The organism is Nonomuraea sp. NPDC002799 (genome assembly GCF_053592075.1).
In genome coordinates this window covers 150,570-175,214 of the sequence record NZ_JBSFVA010000006.1, presented here as the reverse complement: position 1 = coordinate 175,214, position 24,645 = coordinate 150,570, and the positions used below count along the sequence as shown (strand labels likewise).

The 24,645-nt window shown below is 70.7% G+C and carries 24 protein-coding genes and 1 tRNA gene; 11 read left to right on the top strand and 14 right to left on the bottom strand.

Features of this window, described 5'->3' with window-relative positions; genetic code table 11:
• Positions 1 to 58: 58 nt before the first annotated feature.
• The 4 genes from ACWD0F_RS14280 (at position 59) to ACWD0F_RS14265 (ending at position 4,793) form a co-directional block, all read left to right on the top strand.
• Complete coding sequence (locus ACWD0F_RS14280) at positions 59 to 1,450, top strand: sigma 54-interacting transcriptional regulator (RefSeq protein WP_449875311.1); 1,392 nt, start codon at positions 59 to 61, stop codon at positions 1,448 to 1,450.
• A gap of 64 nt (positions 1,451 to 1,514) precedes the next feature.
• Complete coding sequence (locus tag ACWD0F_RS14275) at positions 1,515 to 2,261, top strand: hypothetical protein (RefSeq protein WP_449875309.1); 747 nt, start codon at positions 1,515 to 1,517, stop codon at positions 2,259 to 2,261.
• A 30-nt stretch (positions 2,262 to 2,291) separates the two neighbouring features.
• Positions 2,292 to 4,295 carry a vWA domain-containing protein gene (locus ACWD0F_RS14270; RefSeq protein ID WP_449875727.1) on the top strand — a complete coding sequence of 668 codons (2,004 nt, stop codon included), beginning with the start codon at positions 2,292 to 2,294 and terminating at the stop codon, positions 4,293 to 4,295.
• Positions 4,296 to 4,328: 33 nt separating this feature from the next.
• On the top strand, positions 4,329 to 4,793 hold the full coding sequence (locus tag ACWD0F_RS14265; protein WP_449875307.1) for a GNAT family N-acetyltransferase: 465 nt from the start codon (positions 4,329 to 4,331) through the stop codon (positions 4,791 to 4,793).
• Positions 4,794 to 4,837: 44 nt separating this feature from the next.
• Here the strand turns inward: ACWD0F_RS14265 and ACWD0F_RS14260 are convergent, their stop codons facing one another.
• The 3 genes from ACWD0F_RS14260 to ACWD0F_RS14250 all read right to left on the bottom strand — a co-directional run bounded on the left by ACWD0F_RS14260 (position 4,838) and on the right by ACWD0F_RS14250 (position 6,924).
• On the bottom strand, positions 4,838 to 6,019 hold the full coding sequence (locus ACWD0F_RS14260) for a methyltransferase domain-containing protein (protein WP_449875306.1): 1,182 nt from the start codon (positions 6,017 to 6,019) through the stop codon (positions 4,838 to 4,840).
• Positions 6,019 to 6,162, bottom strand: a complete 144-nt coding sequence (locus ACWD0F_RS14255) for a hypothetical protein (RefSeq protein WP_449875304.1) — start codon at positions 6,160 to 6,162, stop codon at positions 6,019 to 6,021. The genes ACWD0F_RS14260 and ACWD0F_RS14255 overlap by 1 nt, the downstream gene beginning before the upstream one ends.
• 336 nt (positions 6,163 to 6,498) lie before the next feature.
• Positions 6,499 to 6,924 carry a DUF6292 family protein gene (locus tag ACWD0F_RS14250; protein WP_449875302.1) on the bottom strand — a complete coding sequence of 142 codons (426 nt, stop codon included), beginning with the start codon at positions 6,922 to 6,924 and terminating at the stop codon, positions 6,499 to 6,501.
• 139 nt (positions 6,925 to 7,063) lie between these two features.
• On the opposite strand from ACWD0F_RS14250, the gene ACWD0F_RS14245 reads away from it, so the two are divergent.
• A complete protein-coding gene (locus ACWD0F_RS14245; RefSeq protein ID WP_449875300.1) occupies positions 7,064 to 7,189 on the top strand; it encodes a hypothetical protein in 126 nt (41 codons plus the stop codon).
• A 10-nt stretch (positions 7,190 to 7,199) separates the two neighbouring features.
• Complete coding sequence (locus ACWD0F_RS14240; protein WP_449875298.1) at positions 7,200 to 7,631, top strand: hypothetical protein; 432 nt, start codon at positions 7,200 to 7,202, stop codon at positions 7,629 to 7,631.
• Between the two features lie 71 nt (positions 7,632 to 7,702).
• Here the strand turns inward: ACWD0F_RS14240 and ACWD0F_RS14235 are convergent, their stop codons facing one another.
• Together ACWD0F_RS14235 and ACWD0F_RS14230 are read right to left on the bottom strand one after the other, a co-directional pair.
• Positions 7,703 to 8,842 (bottom strand): cystathionine gamma-synthase, encoded by a 1,140-nt coding sequence (locus ACWD0F_RS14235; RefSeq protein ID WP_449875296.1) that lies wholly within the window; start codon positions 8,840 to 8,842, stop codon positions 7,703 to 7,705.
• A gap of 125 nt (positions 8,843 to 8,967) precedes the next feature.
• A complete protein-coding gene (locus tag ACWD0F_RS14230; protein ID WP_449875294.1) occupies positions 8,968 to 9,222 on the bottom strand; it encodes a hypothetical protein in 255 nt (84 codons plus the stop codon).
• Positions 9,223 to 9,357: 135 nt separating this feature from the next.
• On the opposite strand from ACWD0F_RS14230, the gene ACWD0F_RS14225 reads away from it, so the two are divergent.
• Complete coding sequence (locus ACWD0F_RS14225) at positions 9,358 to 10,500, top strand: sensor histidine kinase (RefSeq protein WP_449875292.1); 1,143 nt, start codon at positions 9,358 to 9,360, stop codon at positions 10,498 to 10,500.
• Here ACWD0F_RS14225 and ACWD0F_RS14220 read toward each other — a convergent pair.
• Positions 10,440 to 13,661 (bottom strand): AfsR/SARP family transcriptional regulator, encoded by a 3,222-nt coding sequence (locus tag ACWD0F_RS14220; RefSeq protein WP_449875290.1) that lies wholly within the window; start codon positions 13,659 to 13,661, stop codon positions 10,440 to 10,442. The two genes, ACWD0F_RS14225 and ACWD0F_RS14220, sit on opposite strands and share 61 nt — an antisense overlap.
• A 64-nt stretch (positions 13,662 to 13,725) precedes the next feature.
• On the opposite strand from ACWD0F_RS14220, the gene ACWD0F_RS14215 reads away from it, so the two are divergent.
• A complete protein-coding gene (locus tag ACWD0F_RS14215) occupies positions 13,726 to 14,583 on the top strand; it encodes an NAD(P)-dependent oxidoreductase (RefSeq protein WP_449875288.1) in 858 nt (285 codons plus the stop codon).
• On the opposite strand, the gene ACWD0F_RS14210 is transcribed toward ACWD0F_RS14215, so the two are convergent.
• A complete protein-coding gene (locus tag ACWD0F_RS14210; RefSeq protein ID WP_449875286.1) occupies positions 14,580 to 15,950 on the bottom strand; it encodes a cystathionine beta-synthase in 1,371 nt (456 codons plus the stop codon). The two genes, ACWD0F_RS14215 and ACWD0F_RS14210, sit on opposite strands and share 4 nt — an antisense overlap.
• Positions 15,951 to 16,079: 129 nt before the next feature.
• Between ACWD0F_RS14210 and ACWD0F_RS14205 the strand changes: the two genes are divergently transcribed.
• The 3 genes from ACWD0F_RS14205 to ACWD0F_RS14195 all read left to right on the top strand — a co-directional run bounded on the left by ACWD0F_RS14205 (position 16,080) and on the right by ACWD0F_RS14195 (position 19,759).
• The gene (locus ACWD0F_RS14205) at positions 16,080 to 17,063 is read left to right on the top strand and encodes an SGNH/GDSL hydrolase family protein (protein WP_449875284.1); all 984 of its coding nucleotides are present in this window, start codon (positions 16,080 to 16,082) and stop codon (positions 17,061 to 17,063) included.
• A 59-nt stretch (positions 17,064 to 17,122) separates the two neighbouring features.
• Entirely contained in the window at positions 17,123 to 18,466 is a 1,344-nt protein-coding gene (locus ACWD0F_RS14200; protein ID WP_449875282.1) for an outer membrane protein assembly factor BamB family protein, read from the top strand.
• A 75-nt stretch (positions 18,467 to 18,541) separates the two neighbouring features.
• On the top strand, positions 18,542 to 19,759 hold the full coding sequence (locus tag ACWD0F_RS14195) for an acetyl-CoA C-acetyltransferase (RefSeq protein ID WP_449875280.1): 1,218 nt from the start codon (positions 18,542 to 18,544) through the stop codon (positions 19,757 to 19,759).
• A 169-nt stretch (positions 19,760 to 19,928) separates the two neighbouring features.
• Here ACWD0F_RS14195 and ACWD0F_RS14190 read toward each other — a convergent pair whose 3' ends face one another.
• The 7 genes from ACWD0F_RS14190 to ACWD0F_RS14160 form a co-directional block, all read right to left on the bottom strand.
• Positions 19,929 to 20,336, bottom strand: coding sequence for a PPOX class F420-dependent oxidoreductase (locus ACWD0F_RS14190; protein WP_449875278.1), 408 nt, complete (start codon positions 20,334 to 20,336; stop codon positions 19,929 to 19,931).
• 55 nt (positions 20,337 to 20,391) lie between these two features.
• Positions 20,392 to 20,625, bottom strand: a complete 234-nt coding sequence (locus ACWD0F_RS14185; protein WP_449875276.1) for a DUF4287 domain-containing protein — start codon at positions 20,623 to 20,625, stop codon at positions 20,392 to 20,394.
• Positions 20,626 to 20,796: 171 nt separating this feature from the next.
• Positions 20,797 to 21,588, bottom strand: coding sequence for a Bax inhibitor-1/YccA family protein (locus ACWD0F_RS14180; protein ID WP_449875274.1), 792 nt, complete (start codon positions 21,586 to 21,588; stop codon positions 20,797 to 20,799).
• 495 nt (positions 21,589 to 22,083) lie between these two features.
• A tRNA-Leu gene (locus tag ACWD0F_RS14175) sits at positions 22,084 to 22,156 on the bottom strand.
• A gap of 49 nt (positions 22,157 to 22,205) precedes the next feature.
• On the bottom strand, positions 22,206 to 22,700 hold the full coding sequence (locus ACWD0F_RS14170) for a peptide deformylase (protein ID WP_449875272.1): 495 nt from the start codon (positions 22,698 to 22,700) through the stop codon (positions 22,206 to 22,208).
• 17 nt (positions 22,701 to 22,717) lie between these two features.
• Positions 22,718 to 23,230: a glycine cleavage system protein R gene (locus ACWD0F_RS14165; protein WP_449875270.1), complete on the bottom strand. Its 513-nt coding sequence runs from the start codon at positions 23,228 to 23,230 to the stop codon at positions 22,718 to 22,720.
• A gap of 80 nt (positions 23,231 to 23,310) precedes the next feature.
• Complete coding sequence (locus tag ACWD0F_RS14160; protein ID WP_449875268.1) at positions 23,311 to 24,627, bottom strand: NAD(P)/FAD-dependent oxidoreductase; 1,317 nt, start codon at positions 24,625 to 24,627, stop codon at positions 23,311 to 23,313.
• Between the last annotated feature and the right edge of the window lie 18 nt (positions 24,628 to 24,645).

Below are 24,645 nucleotides of genomic sequence, written 5' to 3'. Positions count from 1 at the left end.
CTCCCCCAGATGCGAAACTCTCTGCCGCATTCCCCTCAGGGGACGTAGTCTCGATCCCGTGCAACAGCCACGTATTCTCCGCGAGTTGCGAGAGAGCGGCCACGTTCATCGCACCGTCAAAGCCGAGGTCAGGGAAAACTTGCTGGCCAGGCTGCGGGCGGGTGAGCCCCGCTTCCCAGGCATCGTCGGCTTCGACGACTCCGTCCTGCCGCACCTTGAGCGGGCGTTACTAGCCGGGCACGACCTGGTCCTCCTCGGTGAGCGCGGCCAGGGCAAGACCCGGCTCATCCGCACCGTGACCGGGCTGCTCGACGAGTGGACCCCGGTCGTCGAGGGGTGCGAGATCAACGACCATCCGTACGCGCCGGTCTGCACGCGCTGCCTGGCGCTGGCGCGGGAGCTGGGCGACGAGCTGCCGGTGGCGTGGAAGCACCGCGACGAGCGTTACGGCGAGAAGCTCGCCACACCCGACACCTCCGTGGGCGACCTGATCGGGGACGTCGACCCGATCAAGATCGCGGAGGGGCGGCGGCTGGGCGACCCGGAGACCGTGCACTTCGGCCTGGTCCCGCGCACCAACCGCGGCGTCTTCTCCGTCAACGAGCTGCCCGACCTGGCCGAGCGCATCCAGGTGTCGCTGCTCAACGTGCTGGAGGAGCGCGACATCCAGGTACGCGGCTACAACCTGCGGCTGCCGCTCGACATCCTGCTCATCGCCAGCGCCAACCCCGAGGACTACACCAACAGGGGCCGGATCATCACGCCGCTGAAGGACCGGTTCGGCGCCGAGATCCGCACCCACTACCCGCTGACCGTCGAGGACGAGCTGATCCTCATCCGGCAGGAGTCCGTGCCCGACATCGGGGCCGACATTCCCGAGCACCTCATCGAGGTGATCGCCCGGTTCACCCGGCTCGTGCGCGAATCCACCGCCGTGGACGCCCGTTCCGGCGTGTCGGCGCGCTTCTCGATCGCGGCCGCCGAGACCGCCTCCGCCTCGGCGGTGCGCAGGGCCGCGCTCAAGGGCGAGGAGCAGGCCGTGGCGCGCGTGGTCGACCTGGCCTGCGTGGTCCACAGCCTGCGGGGCAAGGTGGAGTTCGAGGTCAGCGAGGAGGGCAGGGAGACCGAGATCCTCGCCCACCTGCTGCGCCGGGCGACGGCGGAGACGTTCAGGACCCGGCTGGGGGGCATGGACCTGTCGCCGATCACCGACAAGTTCGCCGAGGGCAACCAGGTGGAGTCCGGGGATCTGGTCTCCGCCGGAGACCTGCTGCACCGGATCGGTCCCGTCACCGGGCTGGCCAAGGTCATGTCCAGGCTGGGCATGGGCGCGGGCGAGGAGTCGCCCGGGCACGCGGCGGCGGCGCTGGAGTTCGCCCTGGAAGGGCTTTACCTGATGCGACGCCTGTCCAAGGAAGATCTTGACGGAGTGACCGTCTACCGGACGTGAACATCCGGACGGTCTCTCGCGTCATATGGATAGCTGCTGTTCACGCTGTCGGGGGAGACCGTCCATGCGCCTGCTTGCCTGTGCCGCCGCCATCGCTCTGTGCGGCGCTCTCGCCGCCGCGCCCGCCGAGGCCGCGACGACCAAGATCGCCTATGGGTACGCCTGGAGCGACGGCAAGGGCCACCTGCGTGTCCTGCCCAGGTCGGCGACGTTCGTCAAGCAGCGAAATTTCCTGAGTTACCGCCTCAAAGCGCTCACCGGCGCCAAGGAGTTGCGGCTCGACCACACGAAGGCGGCCTATCGGCGCCTCACGGTGGCCTGCGACCTGAAGGAGACCGAGGGCCGGCTCGCCATCGACGCCAAGGGCCTCGGGCGGACCGCCTGCAAGCCCGCCGACCTGGACCTCACGCTGCGGCGTGGCGCCGCGCCGCTGCGGATCGAATATCGCGGCGGCGAGGCCGTCAAGGTCAGCGAGTTCCTGGTCACCGACTGGCCGGACCCGCGCACGGCGCGTGGCACGCTCCAGCGGATCAACGACACCACGGTCCTGTTCACGACCGGCGGAAAGAAGATCAAGCTCGGCTACGCCTACACCACGGTCTTCCACCGCACCACGGCCCGCTGCGCGGACGGCTGGCTGACCGGCAAACCGGTCAACGCGGCCCAGAACGGCCTGGGCAAGCTGCCGTGCGCCTGGAGCGACCTCACCGCGGCTCTCAAGACGGTGCGGCACCCCGTTCTGGTGCAGGCCGGCTACACACCGGGGATCGGCTCCCTGGACGAGGTGTGGGAGATTTTCGGGGACGCGTAGCCGGGCCGATGGGGTTAGCGTGGGTTCGTGATGGCCTTCCGCTATGGCGAATTCCACGACGGCCCCGATCCCCTGGCGCCCCCCTATGACGTCCGGGCGGCTCTCGACGAGATGGGCGACGCCATCCTGTCGGGGTCCACCCCGGTCCACGCCCTGCGCGACCTGCTCAAGCGTGGCCTGCCCGGCGCCCAGGATCGCCGTGGGCTCGACGACATGCTCCGCGAAGTCCGCCGGCGCCGCCGTGACCTGCGCGAGCGCGGGCGGCTCGACGGCACGCTGGAGCGGGCGCGGGCACTGCTCGACAAGGCCATCGGGCAGGAGCGGGCCGAGTTGTTCCCCGATCCGTCCGACGACGCGCGGCTGCGGGAGACCGAGCTCGACGGGCTGCCCGAGGACACGGCCGGCGCCATCCAGGAGCTGAGCACGTACGAGTGGCGCTCCGCGGCGGCCCGCCAGACCTTCGAGGAGCTGCGCGACCTGCTGCGGCGGGAAGTGCTCGACAGCCAGTTCAGAGGTCTGCGGGACGCGCTCGCCAACCCGGACCCGGAGGCGATGGAGCGCGTCCGCCAGATGATGTCGGACCTGAACGACATGCTGGACCGGGACGCCCGTGGCGAACACACCCAGGACGACTTTGACGCCTTCATGGCGAAATATGGCGATCTTTTCCCCGAAAAGCCGCGGAACCTGGAAGAGCTCATCGACATCCTGGCCCGCCGCGCCGCCGCCACGCAGCGCATGCTCGCCTCGATGACCCCGCGCCAGCGCGAGGAGCTGGCCGGCCTCATCAACCAGACCCTCGACCAAGCGGGCCTGACCGAGCAGATGCGCCGCCTCGGCGAGTCCCTGCACGCCCGCCGCCCCGACCTGGCCTGGAACGCCCCCGAACGCCTCACCGGCGAAGAGCCCCTGGGCATGGGCGACGCCGTCACCGCCCTGGAGGAGCTGGCCGACCTCACCCAGTTGGAGACCGCGCTGCGGCAGGACTATCCGGGGGCGAGGCTCGACGACATCGACGAGTCCGCCATCCGCCGCGCGCTCGGCCGTTCGGCGGTCGACGACCTGGAGGCGCTGAAGCGGATCGAGCGGGAGCTGGAGGACCAGGGCTACCTGCTGCGCCGGCGCGGCAAGCTGGAGCTCACGCCCAAGGCGGTGCGCCGGCTGGGCGAGACGGCGCTGCGCCGGGTGTTCGCCTCGCTCGACGCGGGCCGGCGCGGTGACCACGACCAGCACGACGCGGGCTCGGCCGGGGAGCTGACGGGTTCGTCCCGGCCGTGGCGCTTCGGTGACGAGCAGCCGCTCGACGTGGTCCGCACCCTGGTCAACGGCGTACGCGCGGGCGGCGTCACCCTGGACCGCCCGCCACCTCCAGGGGCCGGCCCGGCCACGGCCGCCTCCAGGGGCCGGGTCAAGGTCCGTCTCTCGGTGGACGACTTCGAGGTCGCCGAGACCGAGCGCCGTACCGCCGCGGCCGTCTGCCTCCTCGTGGACCTGTCCTACTCGATGGCGCTGCGCGGCACCTGGGCGGCGGCCAAGCAGACGGCTCTGGCCCTCCAGGCTCTGGTCGCCTCCAAGTTCCCGCAGGACGCGGTCCAGATCATCGGCTTCTCCAACTACGCCAGGGTGTTGCAGCCCGACGAGCTGGCGGGCCTCGACTGGGACATGGTCCAGGGCACCAACCTGCACCACGCCCTCCTGATCGCCGGCCGCCACCTCGACCGCCATCCCGACTTCGAGCCGGTGGTGCTGGTGGTCACGGACGGCGAGCCCACGGCACACCTCATGCGCAACGGCAGGTCGGCGTTCGAGTGGCCGCCGTCGCACGAGACACTGGAGCTCACGCTGGCCGAGGTCGACAAGATGACGCGGCGCCGGGCCACGATCAACATCTTCATGCTGGCCGGCGACGACCGGCTGAAGGAGTTCGTGGACGAGGTGGCCCGCAGGAACGGCGGCCGGGTGTTCTCACCCAGTGCCGATCGGCTGGGCGAGTACGTGGTCAGCGACTTCCTCCGCCTCCGCCGCGCCCGCTGAATCTGTCGGTGCCGGCTGGCAGACTCCCTTCCCATGAGCGAGAACATATGGTTGCGCGATGTCGTGGAGAGCGATCTGGAGGTGTTCCTGGCGCAGGAGCACGATCCGGAGGCCGGCCGGCGATCCAAGTTCCCGCCACGGGAGCGGGAGGCGTTCCTGCACCACTGGCGCACGCGCGTCCTCGGCGACCCGACCAACCACGTGCAGGCGGTCATCGTCGACGACGAGCTGGCGGGCAACTTCGTGGCCTGGTGGGAGGAGGAGCGGCGCTTCATCGGCTACTGGCTGGGCCGTGACTTCTGGGGCCGGGGTGTGGGCACCCGGGCGCTGGAGCTCTTCCTGGCGCAGGAGAAGGCCCGCCCGCTCTATGCCGACCCCTTCCACGCCAACACGGCCTCGGTGCGACTCCTGGAAAAACACGGCTTCCAACGGGAGGAGACGATCATGCACGGGGACAACGAGCACATCCTGCTGGTGCTCCACGACCCATCACCCTGACCACCTTCAGTGATCAGCAGCACACATGATCGCTGAAGGCCGTCTCACTCTCCGGGCGAAACGCTCAGACCGGGTCCGATCACGTTGTCGGGCGAATGCAGCCACATGGTCGTCCCTTCCGGGGCGACGGTGATGCCGTAATCGCTCCAGTGCGGCTCACCCCAGGCCACCCATCGGGCGTACGCCTGGAGGACCTCGTCCCACACAGGCCGGTCACCGGCCTGCTGGACGCCATGCCTGGGGAGGCCCGGCCGCCAGACGACGGTGGCCCACTGGCGCGCGTCGTCCGGGTCCGACACCCACATGCACACCCGTTCGCCGTCATCATCGACATCCGGCTCAGTGTGTGAGTGAAGGCCCGTCAGCGCGGAGATGGCCAGGTCCGCACCCACGGACAGGGCGTCCAGCGCGCGGGGGTCGAGCGCCGACCAGTACCGCCGCCGGTCCTCGTCCCGCGGCGGCTTCACCTTCGGCCGCAGCCGCTGGGACCGCATCATCATGTACGCCGCGTCGCCGACGACACGGCCCTGCGCGGTGCCGTCCGCCTGCACCTCCAGACGCAGAGCGTGGCTGGCTCCGAAGCCGGGGTGCCACGGCATGACGATGACCGCGCCCGGCCGGCACTGCGCCACCCACGCGTACGGGATGTCGCGGATGCCGCAGGTGACGTGCACGCGGTCGTACGGCGCCCAGTCCGGGCAGCCGAGCGCGCCGTCCCCGACCAGGAGGTGGGGTTGGTGACCGGCCGCGGCGAGGTTCTTGGCGGCCTGGTCGGACACACCCTGGTCGATGTCGATCGAGACGACGTTCTCCGCCCCGGCCACGTGGGACAGCAGCCCGGCGGTCCACCCGGTGCCGGTGCCGATCTCCAGCACCCGCATGCCCGGTTCGGGCCGCAGGTGATTGAGCAGGTCGGCGACGGTGGCGGGTGAGGACGACGACGAGCTGTAGTAGCCCGCGAGCGCGGTCAACGGGGTCGCGCCGTCGTCGAGCTGCGTGACGATGGGCTGCGTCGAGCCGACGGCGTCCCACCAGGCGCCGGGGTCGGCGGTGCGGTCGATCAGATACGGCTCACTGTCACGAGGGTGGATCAAACCCACGTCCGGGACGAAGAGATGTCGGGGCACCGCGCGCACGGCGTTCTCGACGAACGAGGCGATGTCCCCGCCTCCGTGGGGGTCCAGGGCGGCGATGAGCCGCTCCATGTGGTCAGCGGGTGTCCCCACTATTTGTCCTTGTCCTCGTCCTTGGTGTGCTCGCCGCCCAGGCTCTCCGGTGACTGGTCGTTCGTGCTCCCCGACTGCTCGCCGTCCTCACGGCTGTTGTAGGGCCGGTCGGTCGGCCCTTTTCCGGCATGCCTACCGCTCATGGATCCTCCTCCTGCCAGGCGGTTGCTTACGGTAACCGTATGGGCACGCAATGCGCGCTGCAAGGGATTCGGTAAGTCGACGGCCATCACCTGATAGGCACGCGAATCTCGCCGTTGAGCGCGTGTCAGAACCGGCCTGGGCACTGCCCGGCGCCACAGCACCATCAACGGCCACCCCATGATCGAGCAGGGGAATGCCTGATCGGCCGGCGCGGCAAGAAGGCGCTCGACCGTGTCCGTAAGAGGAAGCCCGGGAGGCCGGGCCGAGACGTCGAGCCAAGCGGCCAGGCCAAGACGTCGGGCTGAGACGTCAGGCTGAGACGTCAGGCCGAGACGTCAGGCGTCGATGAAGCGTGAGTAGAAGTCGAGGGCGACGTCGAACCCGTCGCGGCAGTTGCGGTGTGACCGGTAGCAAGGCCGCCAGGCCGAGCTGGCTCCGACCCCTGCCCGGGCATCGCTCAGCGCCGTCGGCACCCGCTCGGGCCGGGGCAGCAGCCCATGACCCAGATAACGGACCCCGGCCGCCAGCTCCGTGTGACTTCCCCGGCTGCCGGCAACGAACCGGCCCAAACGCCAGCCGCTCTCCTCGTCCCACACCAGCGCGCTCTCGTCGGCCAGCTTGAGCGTGGCGTCGCGCGGATCGCAGGGGCCTTCCCACCAGTCCGCCACCTCGGCTCCGAGCAGGTCGACGACTTGGCGCACGTAGCTGACCGGCTGCTGCAGCCACTCGTCGGTATACGGCTCGACATGCCTGATGGCCACGGATGGCACCCCCTTGTGCCCTAACGGTAAGGCAATTGGAACGGTTACCAACCTTACCCGCGACGAACTTATTCCGTTGCACAACCGTCTACTCATTACGGACGATATTTACGTCCGACACGGGGAAGGAGGGGCAGCCATGATAGCCACGGTTCTCCTCATCGTCCTGATGGTCGTCGCCGTCGCGACCACCGAGATGATCATGCGCTGTTCCGAGAAGAGCAAAGAGAGTGTCGAGGCGCCTGTCGAGATCGTCGGGGACTAGTCTCTCCGGCATGTCGTCCCTGCTTCTCTGGCTCCACATCGGATTCGCGATCTTCACGGTCGGCCCGGTCACCGCTGCGACGATGACCGCGCCACGCGTCATCCGCAACAAGAACGTGCCCGCCCTGCAGATCATCCAGCGCATGACACGGGTCTACAGCGTAGGCACCCTGGGCGTGCTCGTGTTCGGACTGGCGCTCGGCGCGGTCCTGGGCAACGGGCTGCTCGGCAAGTGGAACATGACGGCCTCGATGACGCTGTTCATCGTGGCCGCCGTGCTCCTCGTCATCATCGACCGCGACCTGCGCACCGCCGTCCGCGCCCTCTCCAGCGAGGGCGCGGATGACGACGCGAAGGTGCAGACCGGCCGGATCGCCGCGATCAGTGGTCTGCTCTCGGTGATCTGGCTGGTGATCCTGTTCCTGATGGTGGTCCCCACCTGACCGTCCGATCACCTGGGTGAGGCGCCGGGCCGGCTGGAGGCCGCCCGGGGCATGGGCCGGTCGGGGGAGGCTCAGGCCAGCGCCTGGCTGAGGTCTGCCAGCAGGTCGTCGATGGTCTCGATGCCGACCGACAACCGCACCAGGTCCTGCGGCACCTCCAGCGGCGATCCGGCCGCCGAGGCGTGGGTCATCCGGCCCGGGTGCTCGATCAGCGACTCCACCCCGCCCAGCGACTCCCCCAGCGTGAACAGCTTGGTCCGGTCGCACATCGCCACGGCTTCCGCCTCGCCCCCGGCGACGCGGAAGGACACCATGCCCCCGAACCGCTTCATCTGCTTGGCCGCCACCTCGTGCCCCGGGTGCTCGGCCAGCCCCGGGTAGAGCACCTCGCTCACGCGCGGGTGCGCGAGGAGGAGGTCGACGACGCGTTCGGCGTTGTCGCAGTGGCGGTCCATGCGCACGCCGAGGGTCTTCAGCCCGCGCAGCGTCAGCCAGGCGTCGAACGGCCCGGCCACCGCCCCCATCGCGTTCTGGTGATAGGCGAGCTCCTCCCCGAGCCCGGCGTCGCCGGCCACCAGCGCTCCGCCGACCACGTCGGAGTGCCCGCCGACGTACTTGGTGGTGGAGTGCACGACGACGTCCGCACCGAGAGAGAGCGGCTGCTGCAGGTACGGCGAGGCGAAGGTGTTGTCCACGACCAGCAGCGCCTCGTTCTCGTGGGCGAGCTGCGCCAGCGCGGCGATGTCGGCGATGCCGAGGAGCGGGTTGGTCGGCGTCTCGACCCAGACCACCTTGGTCTTCTGCGTCATGGCCGCGGCGACGGCGTCGAGGTCGTGCAGCGGCACCGGGTCGTAGTGCAGGCCCCACCGCTCGAAGACCTTGGAGAACAGCCGGTACGTGCCTCCGTACGCGTCGTTCGGGATGATCACGTGGTCCTGCGGCTTGCACACCGCCCGCAGCAGGGTGTCCTCGGCGGCCAGTCCCGAGGCGAACGCGAGCCCGCGCGTCCCGCCCTCCACCGCCGCCAGCGCCTCCTCCAGCGCGGTCCTGGTGGGGTTGGCCGAGCGGCTGTACTCGTATCCGGAACGCAGGCCGCCCACGCCGTCCTGCTTGTACGTGGACGTCGCGTAGATCGGTGGCACGACCGCGCCGGTCAGCGGGTCGGGCTCCTGACCTGCGTGGATGGCCAGGGTCTCAAAACCGTTGCTCATAGAGGCCACGTTAACGGAAGTCGGCCCGCGATCCGGTCCGCACCGGGTCGCGGGCCGCGTGCGGGCACCGTCCCCCAACGGCCACCCGCGAGGCTCGCGCACCATGCCCGCGCGAGCCCGCTCTCTCAGGCCGCCTCGGGCGCGTAACGCTCCTCGCCCGGCCGAGCCTCACCCGACCAGGCCCCACCCGGCAGGACGTCGTCATGCCGGGTCTCGCCCGGCCGCGACGGAAGCCGCAGCACGTCCGCGTCGATGAACCGGCCGCTGCCGCCTTCCGCGTGCTCCCCGTTGATCCGCGAGAGCAGCACGGGATCCGCCACCGCGAGCAGCACCCCCACGACCAGCCCGACACCCAGGACCGCGAACCCGATGACCACCATGTCTTTCCCCTTCCGACCTGACCCAGCATCGGCGACGACCCCGCCCCCCGCCTCCGCTGAAGGGCTGGTCTCCGGGGAGTTCACTCGGCCGAACGGCTGATACGACGTGTCCGACTTCCGGCTTAGGCTCGGGCCGTGGGGGATTCCAAGCGCGTCGTGTACTGGATCCGCCGGCTGAGCGAGATCGCGATGCACGGCTGGCTGGCCATGATGTTGTTGATCGATGTCGCGGTGGCCGCCGGCATCGGGGGCTTCCAGTGGCTCGTGCCCTGCTGCGGCGTGGCCGGCATCGTGGCCGTGCTGCTCCGCCGCCGCCACCGCCTGGAGGGCTTCTGCGTCATGCTGGCGCTGTCCGTCGCGGCGTCCGTGGCCATCGGCGGCACGGCGACCCCGGGCACGCCCGGCATGGCGGAGACGGGGGCGCTGCTCGTCCTGACCATCGGCGTGCTGCGGCACGTGGAGCCGGTACGCCGGGCGGCGCTCCTCGCCTGCGGGGCGCTGATCGTCCTGATGGCGGAGTCCAGCGGGCGCGACTATCACCAACTGGGGCTGCCGTTCTCGTTCGTGTTGTTCGCGGGCTGGTCGATGGCCGCGGGCGCCGGCGGCTACCTCCGCTTCCAGCGGGAGCGCCGCACGGAGGCGGTCCACTCGGTACGGCGCGCGGAGCGGCTGGAGCTGGCCAGGGAGCTGCACGACCTGGTCGCCCACCACATCACGGGCATCGTGGTCCAGGCCCAGGCAGCGCGTACGGTGGCGGGCGCCAAGCCGGAGGCCGTGGCCCCCGCGCTGGACGCCATCGCCTCGGCCGGCTCAGAGGCGCTGACGTCGATGCGGCGCATGGTCACCGTGCTGCGCACCGAGGACGACGCGGCCCGCAAACCCGGCATCACGCTGGCCGACCTGCGGATGCTGGCCGAGCGGTTCTCCCAGGACGGGCCGAGGGTGGCGTTCGAGATCGGGCAGGGGCTGGACGATCGCACGCTGCCGCCCGAGGTCATGACCACGCTGCACCGGGTCCTGCAGGAGGCTCTGACGAACATCCGCAAGCACGCCGCCCGCACCGCCTGGGTCGAGGCGGTATTGCGGCGGCATGAGAGCGGGGCGCTGCTGCGGGTGCGCAACTTCGGGACGTCGCCGGATCCGCGGGTGGCCCGGCTGGGCGGCGGGTTCGGGCTGGTCGGGATGGCCGAGCGGGTGGAGGCGCTGGGCGGCAGGCTCTACGCGGGCCCGTCATCCGAGGGGGAATGGGAGGTGGTGGCCGAGTTCCCGCTGCCCTGAGGCCAGGGCTCGCTCGAACGGCTCGTCTCCCAGGGCCAGGCGCAGTCTGCGGGTGATGCGCGCCACGTCGTGCCGCTCGCCGGAAGGCAGCGGCGTACCGAGGGCCTCGCGGACGGCGGTGGCGGCGCCGAGCAACCGCGCGGCCTCGGCCGGATCACCGGCGGGCCCGTCTCCGCCCTCCAGGGACAGGGCGCCCGCCAGTCCTTCGAGGGACAGCGCGATGGCACGGGGGTTGCCGGTCGCCCGCGCGGCCGCGTGGCCCGCGCGGCCGCGTGGCCCGCGCGCTGCCGGGCCAGCGCCAGCTCCGCGTCGCCGCGCTGCTCGGCGGCGAAGCCCAGCTCGGCCATGATGAACGCGATCCCCGGCGTCCCGCGCACCCGCCGCAGCCAGTCGAGCAGCGGCGCCAGGTACGCCTCCGCCTCCTCGTGCCGCCCCCGCCGCCGGGCGCTCATGCCCAGACCGAGCACGGCGTTCTCCTCAGCGGGCATGTACGACTGCTCGACGGCCACCCGCCGGGCCCGCTCGTGATAGTCGTCGGCCAGCGCGTAGTCGCCCGCCAGCAACGCGATCCGGCCAAGGGCGGCCAGCTTGAACGACACCTCGAACCCCAGCTCCTCCGCCAGCCGCAGCCCCTCCTCGCGCAGCCGGGCGGCCCTGGCGTAGTCGCCCCGGATCTCGGCCGCCCGATCGAGCACGTCCATCGCCTCGACCTGCCCCCACCCGTCACCCAGCTCCCTGAACACCGCCAGCGCCCGCTCCCCGTCGCGCTCCATCCCGGCCACGTCGCCCCGGCCGACGGCGAGCTTGGCACGCAGGCACAACGCCGCCGCCATCCCCCACCGATCCCCCAACTCCTCGTACGCCGCCAGCGCCCGGCCCGCCGCCGCCTCGTGCGCGTCGTGATCGCCGTAAGCCCAGTGCACATGGCTCAGGAACCAGTCGGCCAGCGCGCGGCCGGCCTGATCAAGACCCTCCCCGCGCACCGGGGCCGCCGCCTCGCCGATCATCAGCTCGACGCCGGCCAGCCAGACCGACGCCCGAGCCATCTCAGCCCCCGCCGCGTCGGAGCCCTGAGCGGCCAGAGCGGCCGCCAGCGATCTGCGCGCCTCCCGGAGCCGGCCGCGCAGAATCCAGTACCAGGCGAGGGCGTTGACGAGAGGCAGCGCATCGGGCCCGGCGAGAGCGAGCCGCAGGTTGGCGCTCTCGGTGTCGAGCCGTCCGAGCCACTCCCGCTGCCCCGGCCCCCGGAGGTCGGCCCGCCCGGCGAGGGCGGTGTAGTAGCGGGCGTGACGCTCCCTGATCAGGTCGTCCTCGCCCGCCTCCCGCAACCGCTCCACGCAGTACGCCGTCACGGACTCCAGCAGCCGGTAGCGCGACAACCCCGGCACCCGCACCACCAGCGACCGGTCCACCAGCCTGGCCAGCGTGTCGAGCACGTCCACGCCCGGCTCGGCGCACACCTCCTCGGCCGCCTCCAGCGTGCACCCGTCGGCGTGCACGGCCAGCCGGCGCAACACGGCACGTTCGTCCCCGGTGAGCAGTTCCCAGCTCCAGTCGATCATCGCCCGGAGTGTGCGCTGCCGGGCGGGGGCGTCGCGCGGACCGGCGTTGAGCAGCCTGAACCGGTCGTCCAGCCGGTCCGCGAGCTCCTCCACCCCGAACGCGCGCACTCGGGTGGCGGCCAGCTCCAGAGCGAGCGGGATGCCGTCGAGCCGCCTGCAGATGGTGGCCACGGCCGGGCCGGGAGGCACGTTCGCGCGGGTCGTGAAGAGCCGCACGGCGTCGGGCTCGGGCAGCGGCGGCACCACGCGTACGTGCTCGCCGGTGACTCCCAGCGGCTCCTGGCTGGTGGCGAGGACGCGCAGGCCCGGGGCGGCCCGCAGCAGGGCGGAGACCAGCGTGGCGGCCTGCTCGACCAGGTGCTCGCAGTTGTCGAGCACCAGCAGCACGCGTTTGGCCGTCAGCAGGCCGGCCAGCCTGGAGGTCAGCGGGGCCGGGTCGTCGTCGCGGACGCCGAGCACGGCCGCGACCGCCTCGGCCACGTCCACGGCTCCGGCCAGCTCGACCAGCCACACCCCGTCGGGGAACGGCTCCGCGTCCAGGAGCGGGCGGGCGGCCTCCAGGGCGAGCCTGGTCTTGCCGACACCGCCGGGCCCGGTGAGCGTCACCAGGCGGGAGCCGGCCAGCGACCCGCGTACCTCGTCGAGCTGCGCGTCCCGGCCGATCAGGTCCGTGAGCGGCGCGGACAGGTTCGTCCGTGACGCGGCCCGCTGAGCGGACGGCGCGGAAGACACCGCAGACGACCCGAAAGGCACCGCACGCGGCCCAGAGGACACCGCAGACGACCCGAGAGACACCGCACGCGACCCAGAGGACACCGCAGACGACCCGAGAGACACCACAGGCGACGGAGAGACCGGGGGCCGTCGCCGGCCGGCCAGGCCCGGGTCCTGGCGCAGGATCGCCTGGTGCAGGCCGGCGAGCTCCGGCGAAGGATCGAGCCCCAGCTCCTCCCCCAGCCGCCGCCGCAACTCCCCGTAGGCGGCCAGCGCCTCGCTCTGCCGCCCGCCCCGGTACAGCGCCCTCATGTGCGAGCCGACCAGCCGCTCCCGCAGCGGATGCCGGGCCACCAGATCCCCCAGCTCCACCCGTTCGCCGAGCTCCAGACGTACCTCCGCCTGCTCCTCCAGCGCGCTCACCCGCAGCCCCTCCAGGCGGGCGGTCTCGGTGCGGGCGAAGTCCAGGTCGGCGAAGTCGGCGTAGGCGGGCCCGCGCCAGAGCGCGAGGGCCTGGCCGAGCTCAAGGGCACGGACGCCGGGGTCGGCGGTTCGGCGGCCGGCGAGGGCGAGGAAGCGGGCGGCGTCGGTGTCGTGCGGGGCCAGCCGGTAGCCGGCGGGGCCGTGGACGACGGAGCGGGGGTCGCCGAGCGCGCGGCGGAGCTGGGAGACGCGCGCCTGAAGGGTGCCGACCGGATTGCGGCCGGCCGCGGCGCCCCAGAGGTCGTCGATCAGCCGGTCGGCCGAGACCGGCCCGCCCCCGTGCGCCAGCAGGTCGGCGAGCAGCGCGCGGACCTTCGGCTCGGCCACGGGCACGGCCGAGCCGTCGTCCGCCCAGACCGCCAGCGGCCCGAGCACCCCGAAACACCCTGCGAAACGCACCACGTCAGTACCCAACCCGTGGCGGGGCCGAAGGATTTCCGTAGGGGCCGGGCCGAGAGTGGCCGGCATGAGTCGAGTGACGGTAGTGGGACTGGGCCCGATGGGGTCGAAGATGGCCGAGACGTTCCTGGCGGCGGGCCATGAGGTGACGGTGTGGAACCGTACGGCGAGCAAGGCGGAGCCCCTGCTGGCCAGGGGCGCCAGGCGAGCGGGCAGCGCGGCCGACGGCGAGTTGCTGGTGGTCAGCCAGACCGGCTACCAGGGGATGTACGACAGTTTCGGCGACGCCCGCCTGGACGGAAAGGTGGTGGTCAACCTCAGCTCCGGCACCCCGGGGGAGCTGCGCGAGGCGGCGGCGTGGGTGGAGGAGCGCGGGGGCGTGCTCATCACGGCGGGCATCATGGTCCCGCCGCCCGCGATCGGGCGGCCGGGGGCCTACACGTTCTACAGCGGGCCGAAGGAGGTGTTCGACCGGCACGCGAAGACGCTCGAAGCTCTGAGCGAGCTCACCTACGTGGGCGCCGACCAGGGCCTGGCGATGACGTACTACCAGGCCCAGCTGCTGATCTTCTGGTCCGGGCTGACGAGCCACATGCACGCCATGGCGCTGCTGCGGTCGGCGGGCGTGTCCCCGATGGAGTTCCTGCCGTTCGCGCAGTCGCTGTTCAGCCAGATGGGCGGCGACGGGCCGATGGGGTTCGCCAGGCACCTGGCCGAGGAGTTCGAGTCGGAGACGTACCCGGGCGAGCTGCACTCCCTGCGCATGCAGGTGGCCGGCCTCGGCCACGCCGTGGAGACGCTGGCTGAGGCGGGTCTGGAGACCACGGTGCCGAGCGCGTTGCGGCGGCTCTTCGAACGCGCCGACGCCGAAGGGCGCGGGCACGAGGGGCTCGGCACCGTGATCGAGTCGATCAGAAAGCCCTAGTGGTTGGCGAGGAACGCGAGCAGGTCCTGCCGGGTGATCAGCCCGGCGGGCTTGCCGTCCTCCAGAACCACGGCGGCGTCGGCCTTCTCCAGCGCTTCGACCGCCCGCGCCACAGGTTCGCCGTTACCGATAGTGGGTAGCGGCGCGGACATATGATCAGCAATCGGGTCGTCGGAGGAGAGCCTGCCGTGATAGAGGGCTTCGAGGAGGTCGCGCTCGACGATGGAGCCCACCACCTCGGCCGCCATGACGGGGGGCTCCTCCTTCATCACGGGAAGCTGGGACACCGAGTATTCGCGCATGATGGCGATGGCCGTGCCGACCGACTCGTGCGGATGCGCGTGCACGAACTCCGGCATCCCCGGCCCCTTCCGCCGCAGCACGTCGCCGACCAGTCCTTCGTCGGAGTTGGTGGTCAGGAAGCCGTAGTCGGCCATCCAGTCGTCGTTGAAGATCTTGGACAGATAGCCGCGACCGCCGTCGGGCAGCAGCACGACCACCATGTCGCCGGGCCCGGCCGTGGCCGCCACCCGCAGCGCCGCCACGACGGCCATCCCGCAGGAGCCGCCGACCAGCAGACCCTCCTCGCGGGCCAGCCGGCGGGTCATGTTGAACGACTCCTTGTCGGACACCGCGATGATCTCGTCGCAGATCTTGGTGTCGTACGTGGCCGGCCAGATGTCCTCGCCGACCCCCTCCACCAGGTAGGGGCGCCCCGACCCGCCGGAGTAGACCGAGCCCTCGGGGTCGGCCCCGATGATCTTGACCCGGCCGCCGGAGACCTCCTTGAGGTAGCGGCCCGTGCCGCTGATCGTGCCCCCGGTGCCGATGCCCGCGACGAAGTGGGTGATCTTGCCCTCGGTCTGCTCCCAGAGCTCAGGTCCGGTGGAGTGGTAGTGGGAGTCGGGGTTGTTGACGTTGGAGTACTGGTCGGGCTTCCAGGCGTTCGGCACCTCGCGGGCCAGCCGGTCGGAGACCGAGTAGTAGGAGTCGGGGTGCTCGGGCGAGACGGCGGTCGGGCAGACCACGACCTCGGCCCCGTACGCCCGCAGCACCGCGATCTTGTCCTGGGCCACCTTGTCGGGCACCACGAACAGGCACCGGTAGCCCTTCTGCTGGGCCACGATGGCCAGGCCGACGCCGGTGTTACCCGAGGTCGGCTCGACGATGACGCCACCGGGACGCAACGCCCCCGAAGCCTCGGCGGCCTCGATCATGCGCACGGCGATGCGATCCTTGACGGAGCCACCCGGGTTGAAGTACTCGACCTTGGCCACCACTTGTGCGGGCAGTCCAGCGGTGACTTTGTGCAGGCGGACGAGCGGGGTGTTGCCCATCAGGTCGACCAGGGAATCGTAAACGCGCACCGAGGTGTTCACCTTCTTTGCCGAAGCTTGATCAGCTTGCCAGTGGCCGAGATCCAGTGGGGGCGGCAGGCCCTCGGCTAGTTTTCCAGGGAAACGCTACCGCCGAGTTCGACTAGGGAGGGCACCTACGTGGTCTGGGCAGCAGGCATGGCGCGCGCGGCACGCAAGATCGCGACCGCGGCCGCACTCGGAGGTGGCGGGCTGACGGCCCTCGGGGCCACGGCGTACGGTCTGCTGATCGCGGAGGGGCTGCTCGCGCGGAAGGCGATCGGCCGCCCGCACGGCCTGGACGGGCCGCCGGCCGACGGCGTCTACGGCGACTTCCCCGGCGAGCCGCTCAGGATGGCCATGCTGGGCGACTCCACCTCCGTCGGCCTCGGCCTGGCCGACCCGGGCCACACCCCCGCCGTGCTGCTCGCCAACGGCCTGGCCGCCGTCGCCGAGCGCCCGGTGCACCTCGTCGTCGCCGGCAAGTCGGGCGCCCCGTCGGCCGAGCTGGGCGAGCAGGTGGACGTGGCCCTGGCCCTGGAGCCCGAGATCGTGGTGATCTTCGTGGGCGCCAACGACATCATCACGCAGACACCGCCCGCGGCGGCCGTACGGCATCTGACCAAGGCCGTGCGCCGGCTGCGGGACGCGGGCGTCGAGGTGGTCGTGGGCACCTGCCCCGACCTCGGCACGGTGCGGCCGATCGCGCAGCCGCTGCGCTGGGTGACGCGGCGCTGGAGCCGCCAGCTCGCGGCGGCGCAGACGGTGGCGGTGGTGGACGCCGGCGGCCGGACGGTGGCGTTCGCGGACGTTCTGGGCCCGGAGTTCGATACAAATCCGGCAGAAATGTTCGGACCGGATCGTTTCCATCCATCTGACCGAGGTTACGCGCAGGCCGCTTACGCGGTGCTACCGTCAGTGTGCGCTGCGTTGGGGCTGTGGCCTGAGCCGCGCCCCGCACTTGGCGCAGCGCTGCAACCGATTTACCTTGCGGCGGCTACGGCCGCGGAGGAGCCCGGCACCGAGGTCACCGCGACCCGGGTCGACGGACGGGCGACGGGCCTGCACGGGAAATGGGCCACGTTGTTCCGCCGGCGGCTCGGCGAGCCGCTCAACGACGCCTGACTCCGGTTACCCTCCGAGCCCGAGCCGCCACTCCCCGTCTTCTTTGGAGTGGATTGCCTGTGCTCCGGCCCCTGTGGAAACCGTCCCTCGTCCTCGCCGGAACCCTCGCCGCGACAGCCTGCTCCGGCAGCGACGCGGCCACCACACACTTCCCCACCTGGCACAACACCCAGGTCAACACGGTCAGCAGGATGGCCGTGGCGGCCGGGGTGGTCGCCGTCACCTCGATGAAGCCCGACGGCACGCTGGAGACGGTCGCCGTCGGCCTGCGCGACGGCAAGCGGCTGTGGGCCCACCCCGCCACGATGGCGGGCCGCCTGCCCGGGATGGGAGTGTCCACGCCAGCGATCGTGGACACGGCCAAGGGCCAGGGGGTGGTCGCCGCGCTCGATCCGGCCAAGAAGGGCCGGTGGAACGCCACCCTCGTCGCCCGCGACGCCCACTCGGGGGCGCAGAAGTGGACCCGGCCGGTGCACTCGACGTTCGGCCCGCAGCGGTGCGGGCCCTACCTCTGCCTGTCCGAGCACACCGCCCTGGCCAAGGCGCGGATGGTGGTGCTCGACCCGGCCACGGGAAAGCCCCTGTGGACGCTGCCGGGCATCTCCGAGGTCGAGTGGGCCGACCAGAGCCGGGTCCTGCTGCTCAGGCTGGCGGCCAACCCGATGATCGAGTCGTACGAGCTCAAGACCGGCAAGCTCCAGTGGCAGCAGCCGATCGACCAGGCGCTGGGCCCCGGCATCGACATGTCGGGCGGATGGGCGTTCGGCTCGACAGGCGCGAACCTGGTCGGCTACGTCGCCCCCTACACCAGCCCCAAGACGAAGAAGCTCTCCACCTTCGGCCTCTTCTCCATCAAGATCAGCGATGGGACGATCAACTGGATGCGGCCCTCGGTCGTCCGCGTCTATCCGAGCGGCAACCCCGGCTACGCCCCGGTCGTGCGCCCCGTCGACCGCCAGGGCGCCTACGGCGGCTTCGCCCGGCTGGACTCGGAGACCGGCCGGGTGCTCGGCCAGATCACCGCCGCCGACGTGCCGGGATCCGGCTGGTGGCTCGCCTTCCCCGAGCGGATGGAGCGGCTCGGCTTCCTCAAGCACGACGCCAAGGGCACCGCCTTCGACATCGCCTCCGGCAAGGCCGTGCCCGTGGAGGAGGAGCGCGGCTGGTCCTTCTGCGTCACCGATCCCAAGCCGCTGCCGCTGCGCGGCCAGGCGCCCGGGTTCTACTCGACGGCCGCCCTGTGCGAGTACACCCTCGGCGCCGGCAAGCGGGTCTCCCCGGCGGCCGCGCCACCGCCCTGGTTCACCGGCAGCCAGGACGGCTGGCGGTTGTGGCGCGACGAGAAGGGCGGCATCCACGCCTTGAACGATCACGTCGCCACTGCTCCGGGCATGTACGGATAAACGCGGCGGGGTCGGCGGGGCTTGCGCGGAGAACTGGAATATAGTTCTACTATTAGCGCCGACAAAGGAGGAGCCATGCCCGAGGCAGTCATCGTCGCAACCGCGCGATCCCCGATCGGACGAGCCTTCAAGGGTTCGCTCAAGGAGATCCGCCCCGACGACCTCACCGCGCAGATGATCCAGGCGGCGCTGGCCAAGGTGCCCCAGCTCGACCCGTCGAGCATCGACGACATCATGCTGGGGTGCGGGCTGCCCGGGGGTGAGCAGGGCTTCAACATGGCCCGGGTGGTGTCGGTGCTGCTCGGGCTCGACAACGTGCCCGGCACCACCGTGACGCGTTACTGCTCGTCGTCGCTGCAGACCACGCGCATGGCCTTCCACGCGATCAAGGCGGGCGAGGGCGACGTGTTCGTCTCGGCCGGCGTGGAGACCGTGTCGCGGTTCGTCAAGGGCAACTCCGACTCGCTGCCCGACACGCACAACCCGGCCTTCCTCGACGCGTTGTCGCGGACCAAGAAGTCCGCCGAGGGCGGGCAGAGCTGGCACGACCCTCGCGAGGACGGGTCGATCCCCGACATCTACGTCGCGATGGGACAGACCGCCGAGAACCTCGCGCAGATCAAGGGCGTGAGCCGTCAGGAGCAGGACGAGTTCGGGGTGCGCTCGCAGAACCTCGCGGAGAAGGCGCAGGCCGACGGGTTCTGGCAGAAGGACATCACGCCGGTGACGCTGCCCGACGGGAGCGTGGTGGCCAAGGACGACGGTCCGCGGGCGGGGACGACGTACGAGAAGGTGTCGAGCCTCGCGCCGGTCTTCCGGCCGGACGGGACCGTCACGGCCGGCAACTGCTGCGCGCTGAACGACGGCGCCGCCGCCGTGATCGTGATGAGCGACGTCAAGGCGGCCGAGCTCGGCATCACGCCGCTGGCCAGGATCGTCTCGACGGGCGTCACCGGGTTGTCGCCGGAGATCATGGGGCTGGGCCCGGTGGAGGCGAGCAAGCAGGCGCTCGCGCGGGCCGGGATGGCGATCGAGGACATCGACCTCGTGGAGATCAACGAGGCGTTCGCGGCCCAGGTGATCCCGTCGTACCAGGAGCTGGGGATCCCGCTGGAGCGGCTGAACGTCAACGGCGGCGCCATCGCGGTGGGCCACCCGTTCGGGATGACGGGCGCGCGCATCACGTCCACGCTGATCAACAGCCTGCAGCACCACGACAAGAGCTTCGGCCTGGAGACGATGTGCGTCGGCGGCGGCCAGGGCATGGCGATGGTCCTGGAGCGCCTGAGCTGACCGGATAAAAGACCCCATCAGGTACGCGAGCCGGGGTCTCCCACCCACCGCACGTGGCTGAGCGCCTCCAGGGAAACGGCCGCTGACCGGATGCCGGTGGCCCGCCGCTACGCGAGCCCCCGTCACCCGGCTTCCGTGGCCCGCTCCCTGGGGCGCTCGGGGGATTTGGTCACCCGTGGCGGTCAGGACCGGCGCGGGTCGGCGTGACGCGGAGGATGACGCGCCGGTCCCGGACCATGGCGGCGCGGTAGTCGTCCCAGTCGGGATGCTCGCCGGAGATGTCGCGGTAGTAGGCCACCAGGTGATCCATGGCGTCCGGCAGCGAGATGATCTCGGCCGTGCCGTCGACCTGGATCCAGTCGCCGTAGAAGCCGTCGGTGAAGACGCACAGGGAGACGTGCGGGTCGCGGTGGATGTTGCGGACCTTGGCCGCCGTCTCCCGGGTGCTGATCACCACCGCGCCGTCCTGGACGCCGGCCGTCACCGGGGTCATCTGCGGACGCCCGTCGCGATGCCTGGTCAGCAGGACGGCTCGATGATGGGTGCGGAGAAAGCCGAGTGCTTTGTCGAGATCCATGCCCCCATGATGACGCGCCCGCGCTCAGGGCACGGGCGCGCGGGGACGGATGGGCCTAAATGAAGCCCATGCGGTTACGGCGGTGCCGCTCGTGTTCGTGCACGATCGCGGCGGCGTAGCCGTGCGTGAGCCCGTGCTCGTCGGCGAGCCAGTTGGCCCGCTCGCCGCACCTCAGGAAAGCCGGGCCGTTGTCGATGGCTTGAAACCACTCGGGGAGTTCGCGTCCCGTTATCGTGGGGACCCTTGCGATGAGCTTCGTCTGCGTCTCCGGTGAGTGGTTCAAGGACATGGGCACCTCCGCGGATTAAGGTCCTTTGCTCGACACTGCAACAGCATCGTCCAGTTGGCAAGCCCCCAACCAGGCATCATTTTGTGACGGCACGTAGATTTTCGGTCGCACACAGAGAGAGGGCCCCGCCTCAACGGCGGGGCCCTCTCGGGTGGTCAGGTGCGCGGGAGACTAGTCGCGGGTGAAGTAGCTGACCAAGCGGAGCACTTCCAGGTAGATCCAGACCAGGCTCACCGTGAGCCCGAAGGCGCACTGCCAGGCGAACTTCTCCGGAGCGCCCTGCTTGACGCCCTGCTCGATCGCGTCGAAGTCGAGCAGCAGGAAGAAGCAGCCGATCAGGATCATCGCGATGCTGAAGACCCAGCCGATGGGGCTGTCGGTCCGGAGGCCGAGGCCGACGCCCGCGTTGAAGAAACTCACGAGCAGGTTGACGAGCAGCAGGCCCAAGGCCGCGATGGCGGCGGCGATGCCGAACTTCACCAGCTTCGGCGTCACCCGGATGACGCGCAGCGAGTAGACGGTCAGCACGGCGCCGAAGGCGAAGGCCGTGCCGAGGATCGCCTGCAGCACGATGCCGCTGGCCCCGCCGGAGAAGACGAAGCTGATCTTGCCCAGGAAGACGCCCTCGAACACGGCGTAGCCGAGGATGAGCGCCGGGTTGGTGCTCTGCGTGAACGAGACGATGAGTCCCAGGATCAGCGCCACGACAGCGGCGCCGATGGCGACCACGGGCGGGACCCTGAGGATCCAGGCGGCGGTCGCCGCGACGACGAGCGCGCCCAGGGTGAGGAAGCCGCGCACGACGACGTCGTCGAGCGTCATGGCGCGCTGCGCGGGTCGGGTGGGGGCCGCGTACGACGGGGCGTCGTACATGTTCTGCAACTGGCCGGGGGACGGCGCGGGCCCGGCCCACCCACCGGCCTGCTGCCGCGACCTGCTGAATACGGGGTTCTTGCTCTCCATCGCTGCCTCCTGTGACGACGAGCCTACGGGGCCCGGCGGCACCTTGGTCAACTCGCGCTCAGATCGGTGTTCATTCGGAACTTCGGCAGCCATCACAACGAGCGTGCGCGCCGTGGAGTTCCCAAGGTCATCCGGATCTTCCCGGCCGGTGGCCGTGACCTCGCGCCGCCGGCGGCGCGGACCCTTTCCCCGGACCAAAAGACCCGTCGTAAAGCGTAGTCGTCCATTCACGGAAAGAAACAATCCGAGAAGGCCGCGACGACGGCTTGTCACAATGCGGGAAGTCGAAAGTCAATCCCGTGACCGCGCCGCTGCGGAGAGCTTACTGGGCCACTCGGCGACGGGGTCTCCGACCCCGTGCGTGCACGCCGGAGCAGCCAGAACGATGGCAACTCCATAACAACTCGATATCGGCCGGGAACGGCCGAGCGGGGCCCATCGGACGATCGCGGTGAATCTCCAGGTCAGAGACCTAAAGGGCGAAGAAGATGGCAGTGCCCCCGGCGGGATTCGAACCCGCACGTCAACCCTTTTAAGGGGTTTGCCTCTGCCATTGGGCTACGGGGGCGCCGCAATCATACGAAACGGACCATGCTTCCGAGGAGCACAACTTCGCATCAGGCGTCACAACTGTGAAGTCTGCGGTGAAGTGATAGCGCTCCAGGGACTCTGTCCAAGAAGAGTAGACCGTCCAGATGGTCCAGTTGGTGCTGAATGCAGCGGGCTTCGAAGGCATCCGCCTCGATGGTGACGCCCTCGCCCGTGCCTGGCAAATGCCCACGTACCGTGATACGCGTCGCACGCAGTACGTCGGCCATGAGTCCAGCGATGGACGCGCACCCCTCGCGCCCGTGATCCCAGTGGGAGGCCCGGGTGAGGCGTGGATTGACCACGACGAGCTCTCCGGCCCACGACCTGCTCCGGGGGTGGAGTCCGGCGTCAAAGGCGATCAGCCGCCAGCTCAGGCCGATCTGGGGGGCCGCCAGCCCGGTCGTGGCCGTCTCAGCGCGCAGGGTGGCCAGCAGATCGGCGGCGGCGGTCATGACGTCCGGGTCGGTCGGGTCCACCGCCTCGGCGGTGGCCGACAGGAGGGGATGCGGGGCGCCGAGCACCGCACGCGCGGTTCCCCTCACAACAGGTCCGGTTCGACGGGGCGGAAGGTGATCTCGGCGTCGAGGCCGGCGCCGACGGCGGCCAGCCTGCGCATGAGCGCCGCCACGTCCACCTCCTTGGGCAGCTCGACGTCGGCGATCAGCACATAGAGGCGGCCGGTGAGCCGGGTGCTCATCCCCGTGATGTTGCCGCCGTCGGCGGCCAGCACGGCGCTGATGCCGGAGATGATGCCGGGCCGGTCGGGCCCGTACACGGTGAGCACGTATTCGAGGCCCGCGCCCCCGTCGCAGAAGTGCCGGCTGGCCTTGATGGCGGAGGCGGTCACCACGAGCTCGGGCGCGCGCAGCCGCCGCACCAGCTCCGCGGAGTCCAGCTCGCCCGAGACCAGCAACATCATCGCCACGTGGCCGCCGAGCAACGTCATGGTCGAGTCCTGGATGTTCGCTCCGCAGTCGGCGAGCGAACCGGTGACCGCGGCGATCACGCCGGGCCGGTCCACGCCGAGCACGGTCACCGCTGAGAGCCCCACCCGTGGTACCCCTTCCGCCTTGCGATCAGGGGCGCCGAGAACGCCCCGGCCATGTGGGCCGGGGCGCTGCCGTGCCTGGGCTAGCGGCGGGTCGTCGCCACCGCGGCCCTGAAGCCCTCGCGCGGGTGCTCCATCTCACCCAGTGAGATCGTCTCTCGCTTGAAGAACAGGGCCAGGGTCCAATCGACGACGACACGGACCTTGCGGTTCAGCGTCGGCACCCGCGACAGATGGTAGGTCCGGTGCATGAACCATGCAGGGAATCCGCGAAGCTTGACGCCATAGACATTGGCGACGCCTTGATGCAGGCCCAATCCGGCCACCGATCCGACATACTTGTGGCGGTATTCGACCAGTTGCTCCCCGCGCAGGTGCCGGACGATGTTGTCGGCCAGCACCTTGGCCTGGCGCACCGCGTGCTGGGCGTTCGGCGCGCAGTATTGCCCGGGGTTGGTGACGTCGGGCACCCCCGCGGCGTCGCCCGCGGCGAAGGCGTCCGACGTGGCCGCGATGGTCAGCTTGGCGGTGGCCTTGATCCGGCCGCGCTCGTCGAGCGGGAGATCGGCGTCGTTGACCACGGGGCTGGGCTTGACCCCGGCGGTCCAGACGAGGGTCTCCGCGTCGAACTCCGTGCCGTCCGAGAGCACCACGCGGCCGCCCTCGCAGGACACCAGGCGGGTGTCGAGCCGTACGTCGATGCCGCGCTCGCGGAGCTGCTCCAGCGTCCACTTGCCCATCTCGGGGCCGACTTCGGGCAGCACCCGGTCGGTGGCCTCCACGAGCACCCACCGGATGTCGGCGGGCGTGAGGTTGCGGTAGTAGCGGGTGGAGTCCTTCGCCATGTCCTCCAGCTCGGCCAGCGCCTCCACGCCCGCGAAGCCGGCCCCGACCACGACGAAGGTCAGCGCCCTGCGCCGCACCTCCGGGTCCTCGGTGGACTCGGCCACGTCGAGCAGGTGCAGCACCCGGTTGCGCAGCGCGATGGCCTCGCCGACGGTCTTGAAGCCGATGCCGATGTCGGTGAGCCCCGGAATGGGCAGCGTGCGGGAGATCGAGCCGGCGGCCATCACGATCACGTCGTAGGCCACCTGGCGCGGCTCGCCCTCGGCCGGCTGGAAGGTGACGGCACGCTCGGCGTGGCTGATCTTCGTCACCGTGCCGTTGAGTATGCGCACCTTGGGGAGGATCCGCCGCAGCGGAGCCACCACGTGCCGGGGCGAGAGGTTGCCCGCCGCCGCCTCCGGCAGGAACGGCTGGTAGGTCATGTAGGACTGGGGGTCGATGATCGTGATGCGTGCCTCACCGGCGCGCAGCTCCCGGTGGAGCTTGCGTTGCAGCCGCAGTGCTGTGTACAGGCCGACGTATCCGCCGCCGACGATCAAGATGTGCTGGTTCATCCTGAGGCCCCATCCCTC

Excerpts from the sequence above, each read along its gene's own strand:
- ACWD0F_RS14275 (WP_449875309.1), top strand. The coding sequence starts at position 1,515 with ATGCGCCTGCTTGCCTGTGCCGCCGCCATCGCTCTGTGCGGCGCTCTC.
- ACWD0F_RS14270 (WP_449875727.1), top strand. The coding sequence starts at position 2,292 with ATGGCCTTCCGCTATGGCGAATTCCACGACGGCCCCGATCCCCTGGCG.
- ACWD0F_RS14265 (WP_449875307.1), top strand. The coding sequence starts at position 4,329 with ATGAGCGAGAACATATGGTTGCGCGATGTCGTGGAGAGCGATCTGGAG.
- ACWD0F_RS14255 (WP_449875304.1), bottom strand. The coding sequence starts at position 6,162 with ATGAGCGGTAGGCATGCCGGAAAAGGGCCGACCGACCGGCCCTACAAC.
- ACWD0F_RS14245 (WP_449875300.1), top strand. The coding sequence starts at position 7,064 with ATGATAGCCACGGTTCTCCTCATCGTCCTGATGGTCGTCGCCGTCGCG.
- ACWD0F_RS14240 (WP_449875298.1), top strand. The coding sequence starts at position 7,200 with ATGTCGTCCCTGCTTCTCTGGCTCCACATCGGATTCGCGATCTTCACG.
- ACWD0F_RS14235 (WP_449875296.1), bottom strand. The coding sequence starts at position 8,842 with ATGAGCAACGGTTTTGAGACCCTGGCCATCCACGCAGGTCAGGAGCCC.
- ACWD0F_RS14230 (WP_449875294.1), bottom strand. The coding sequence starts at position 9,222 with ATGGTGGTCATCGGGTTCGCGGTCCTGGGTGTCGGGCTGGTCGTGGGG.
- ACWD0F_RS14215 (WP_449875288.1), top strand. The coding sequence starts at position 13,726 with ATGAGTCGAGTGACGGTAGTGGGACTGGGCCCGATGGGGTCGAAGATG.
- ACWD0F_RS14195 (WP_449875280.1), top strand. The coding sequence starts at position 18,542 with ATGCCCGAGGCAGTCATCGTCGCAACCGCGCGATCCCCGATCGGACGA.
- ACWD0F_RS14190 (WP_449875278.1), bottom strand. The coding sequence starts at position 20,336 with ATGGATCTCGACAAAGCACTCGGCTTTCTCCGCACCCATCATCGAGCC.
- ACWD0F_RS14185 (WP_449875276.1), bottom strand. The coding sequence starts at position 20,625 with ATGTCCTTGAACCACTCACCGGAGACGCAGACGAAGCTCATCGCAAGG.
- ACWD0F_RS14180 (WP_449875274.1), bottom strand. The coding sequence starts at position 21,588 with ATGGAGAGCAAGAACCCCGTATTCAGCAGGTCGCGGCAGCAGGCCGGT.
- ACWD0F_RS14160 (WP_449875268.1), bottom strand. The coding sequence starts at position 24,627 with ATGAACCAGCACATCTTGATCGTCGGCGGCGGATACGTCGGCCTGTAC.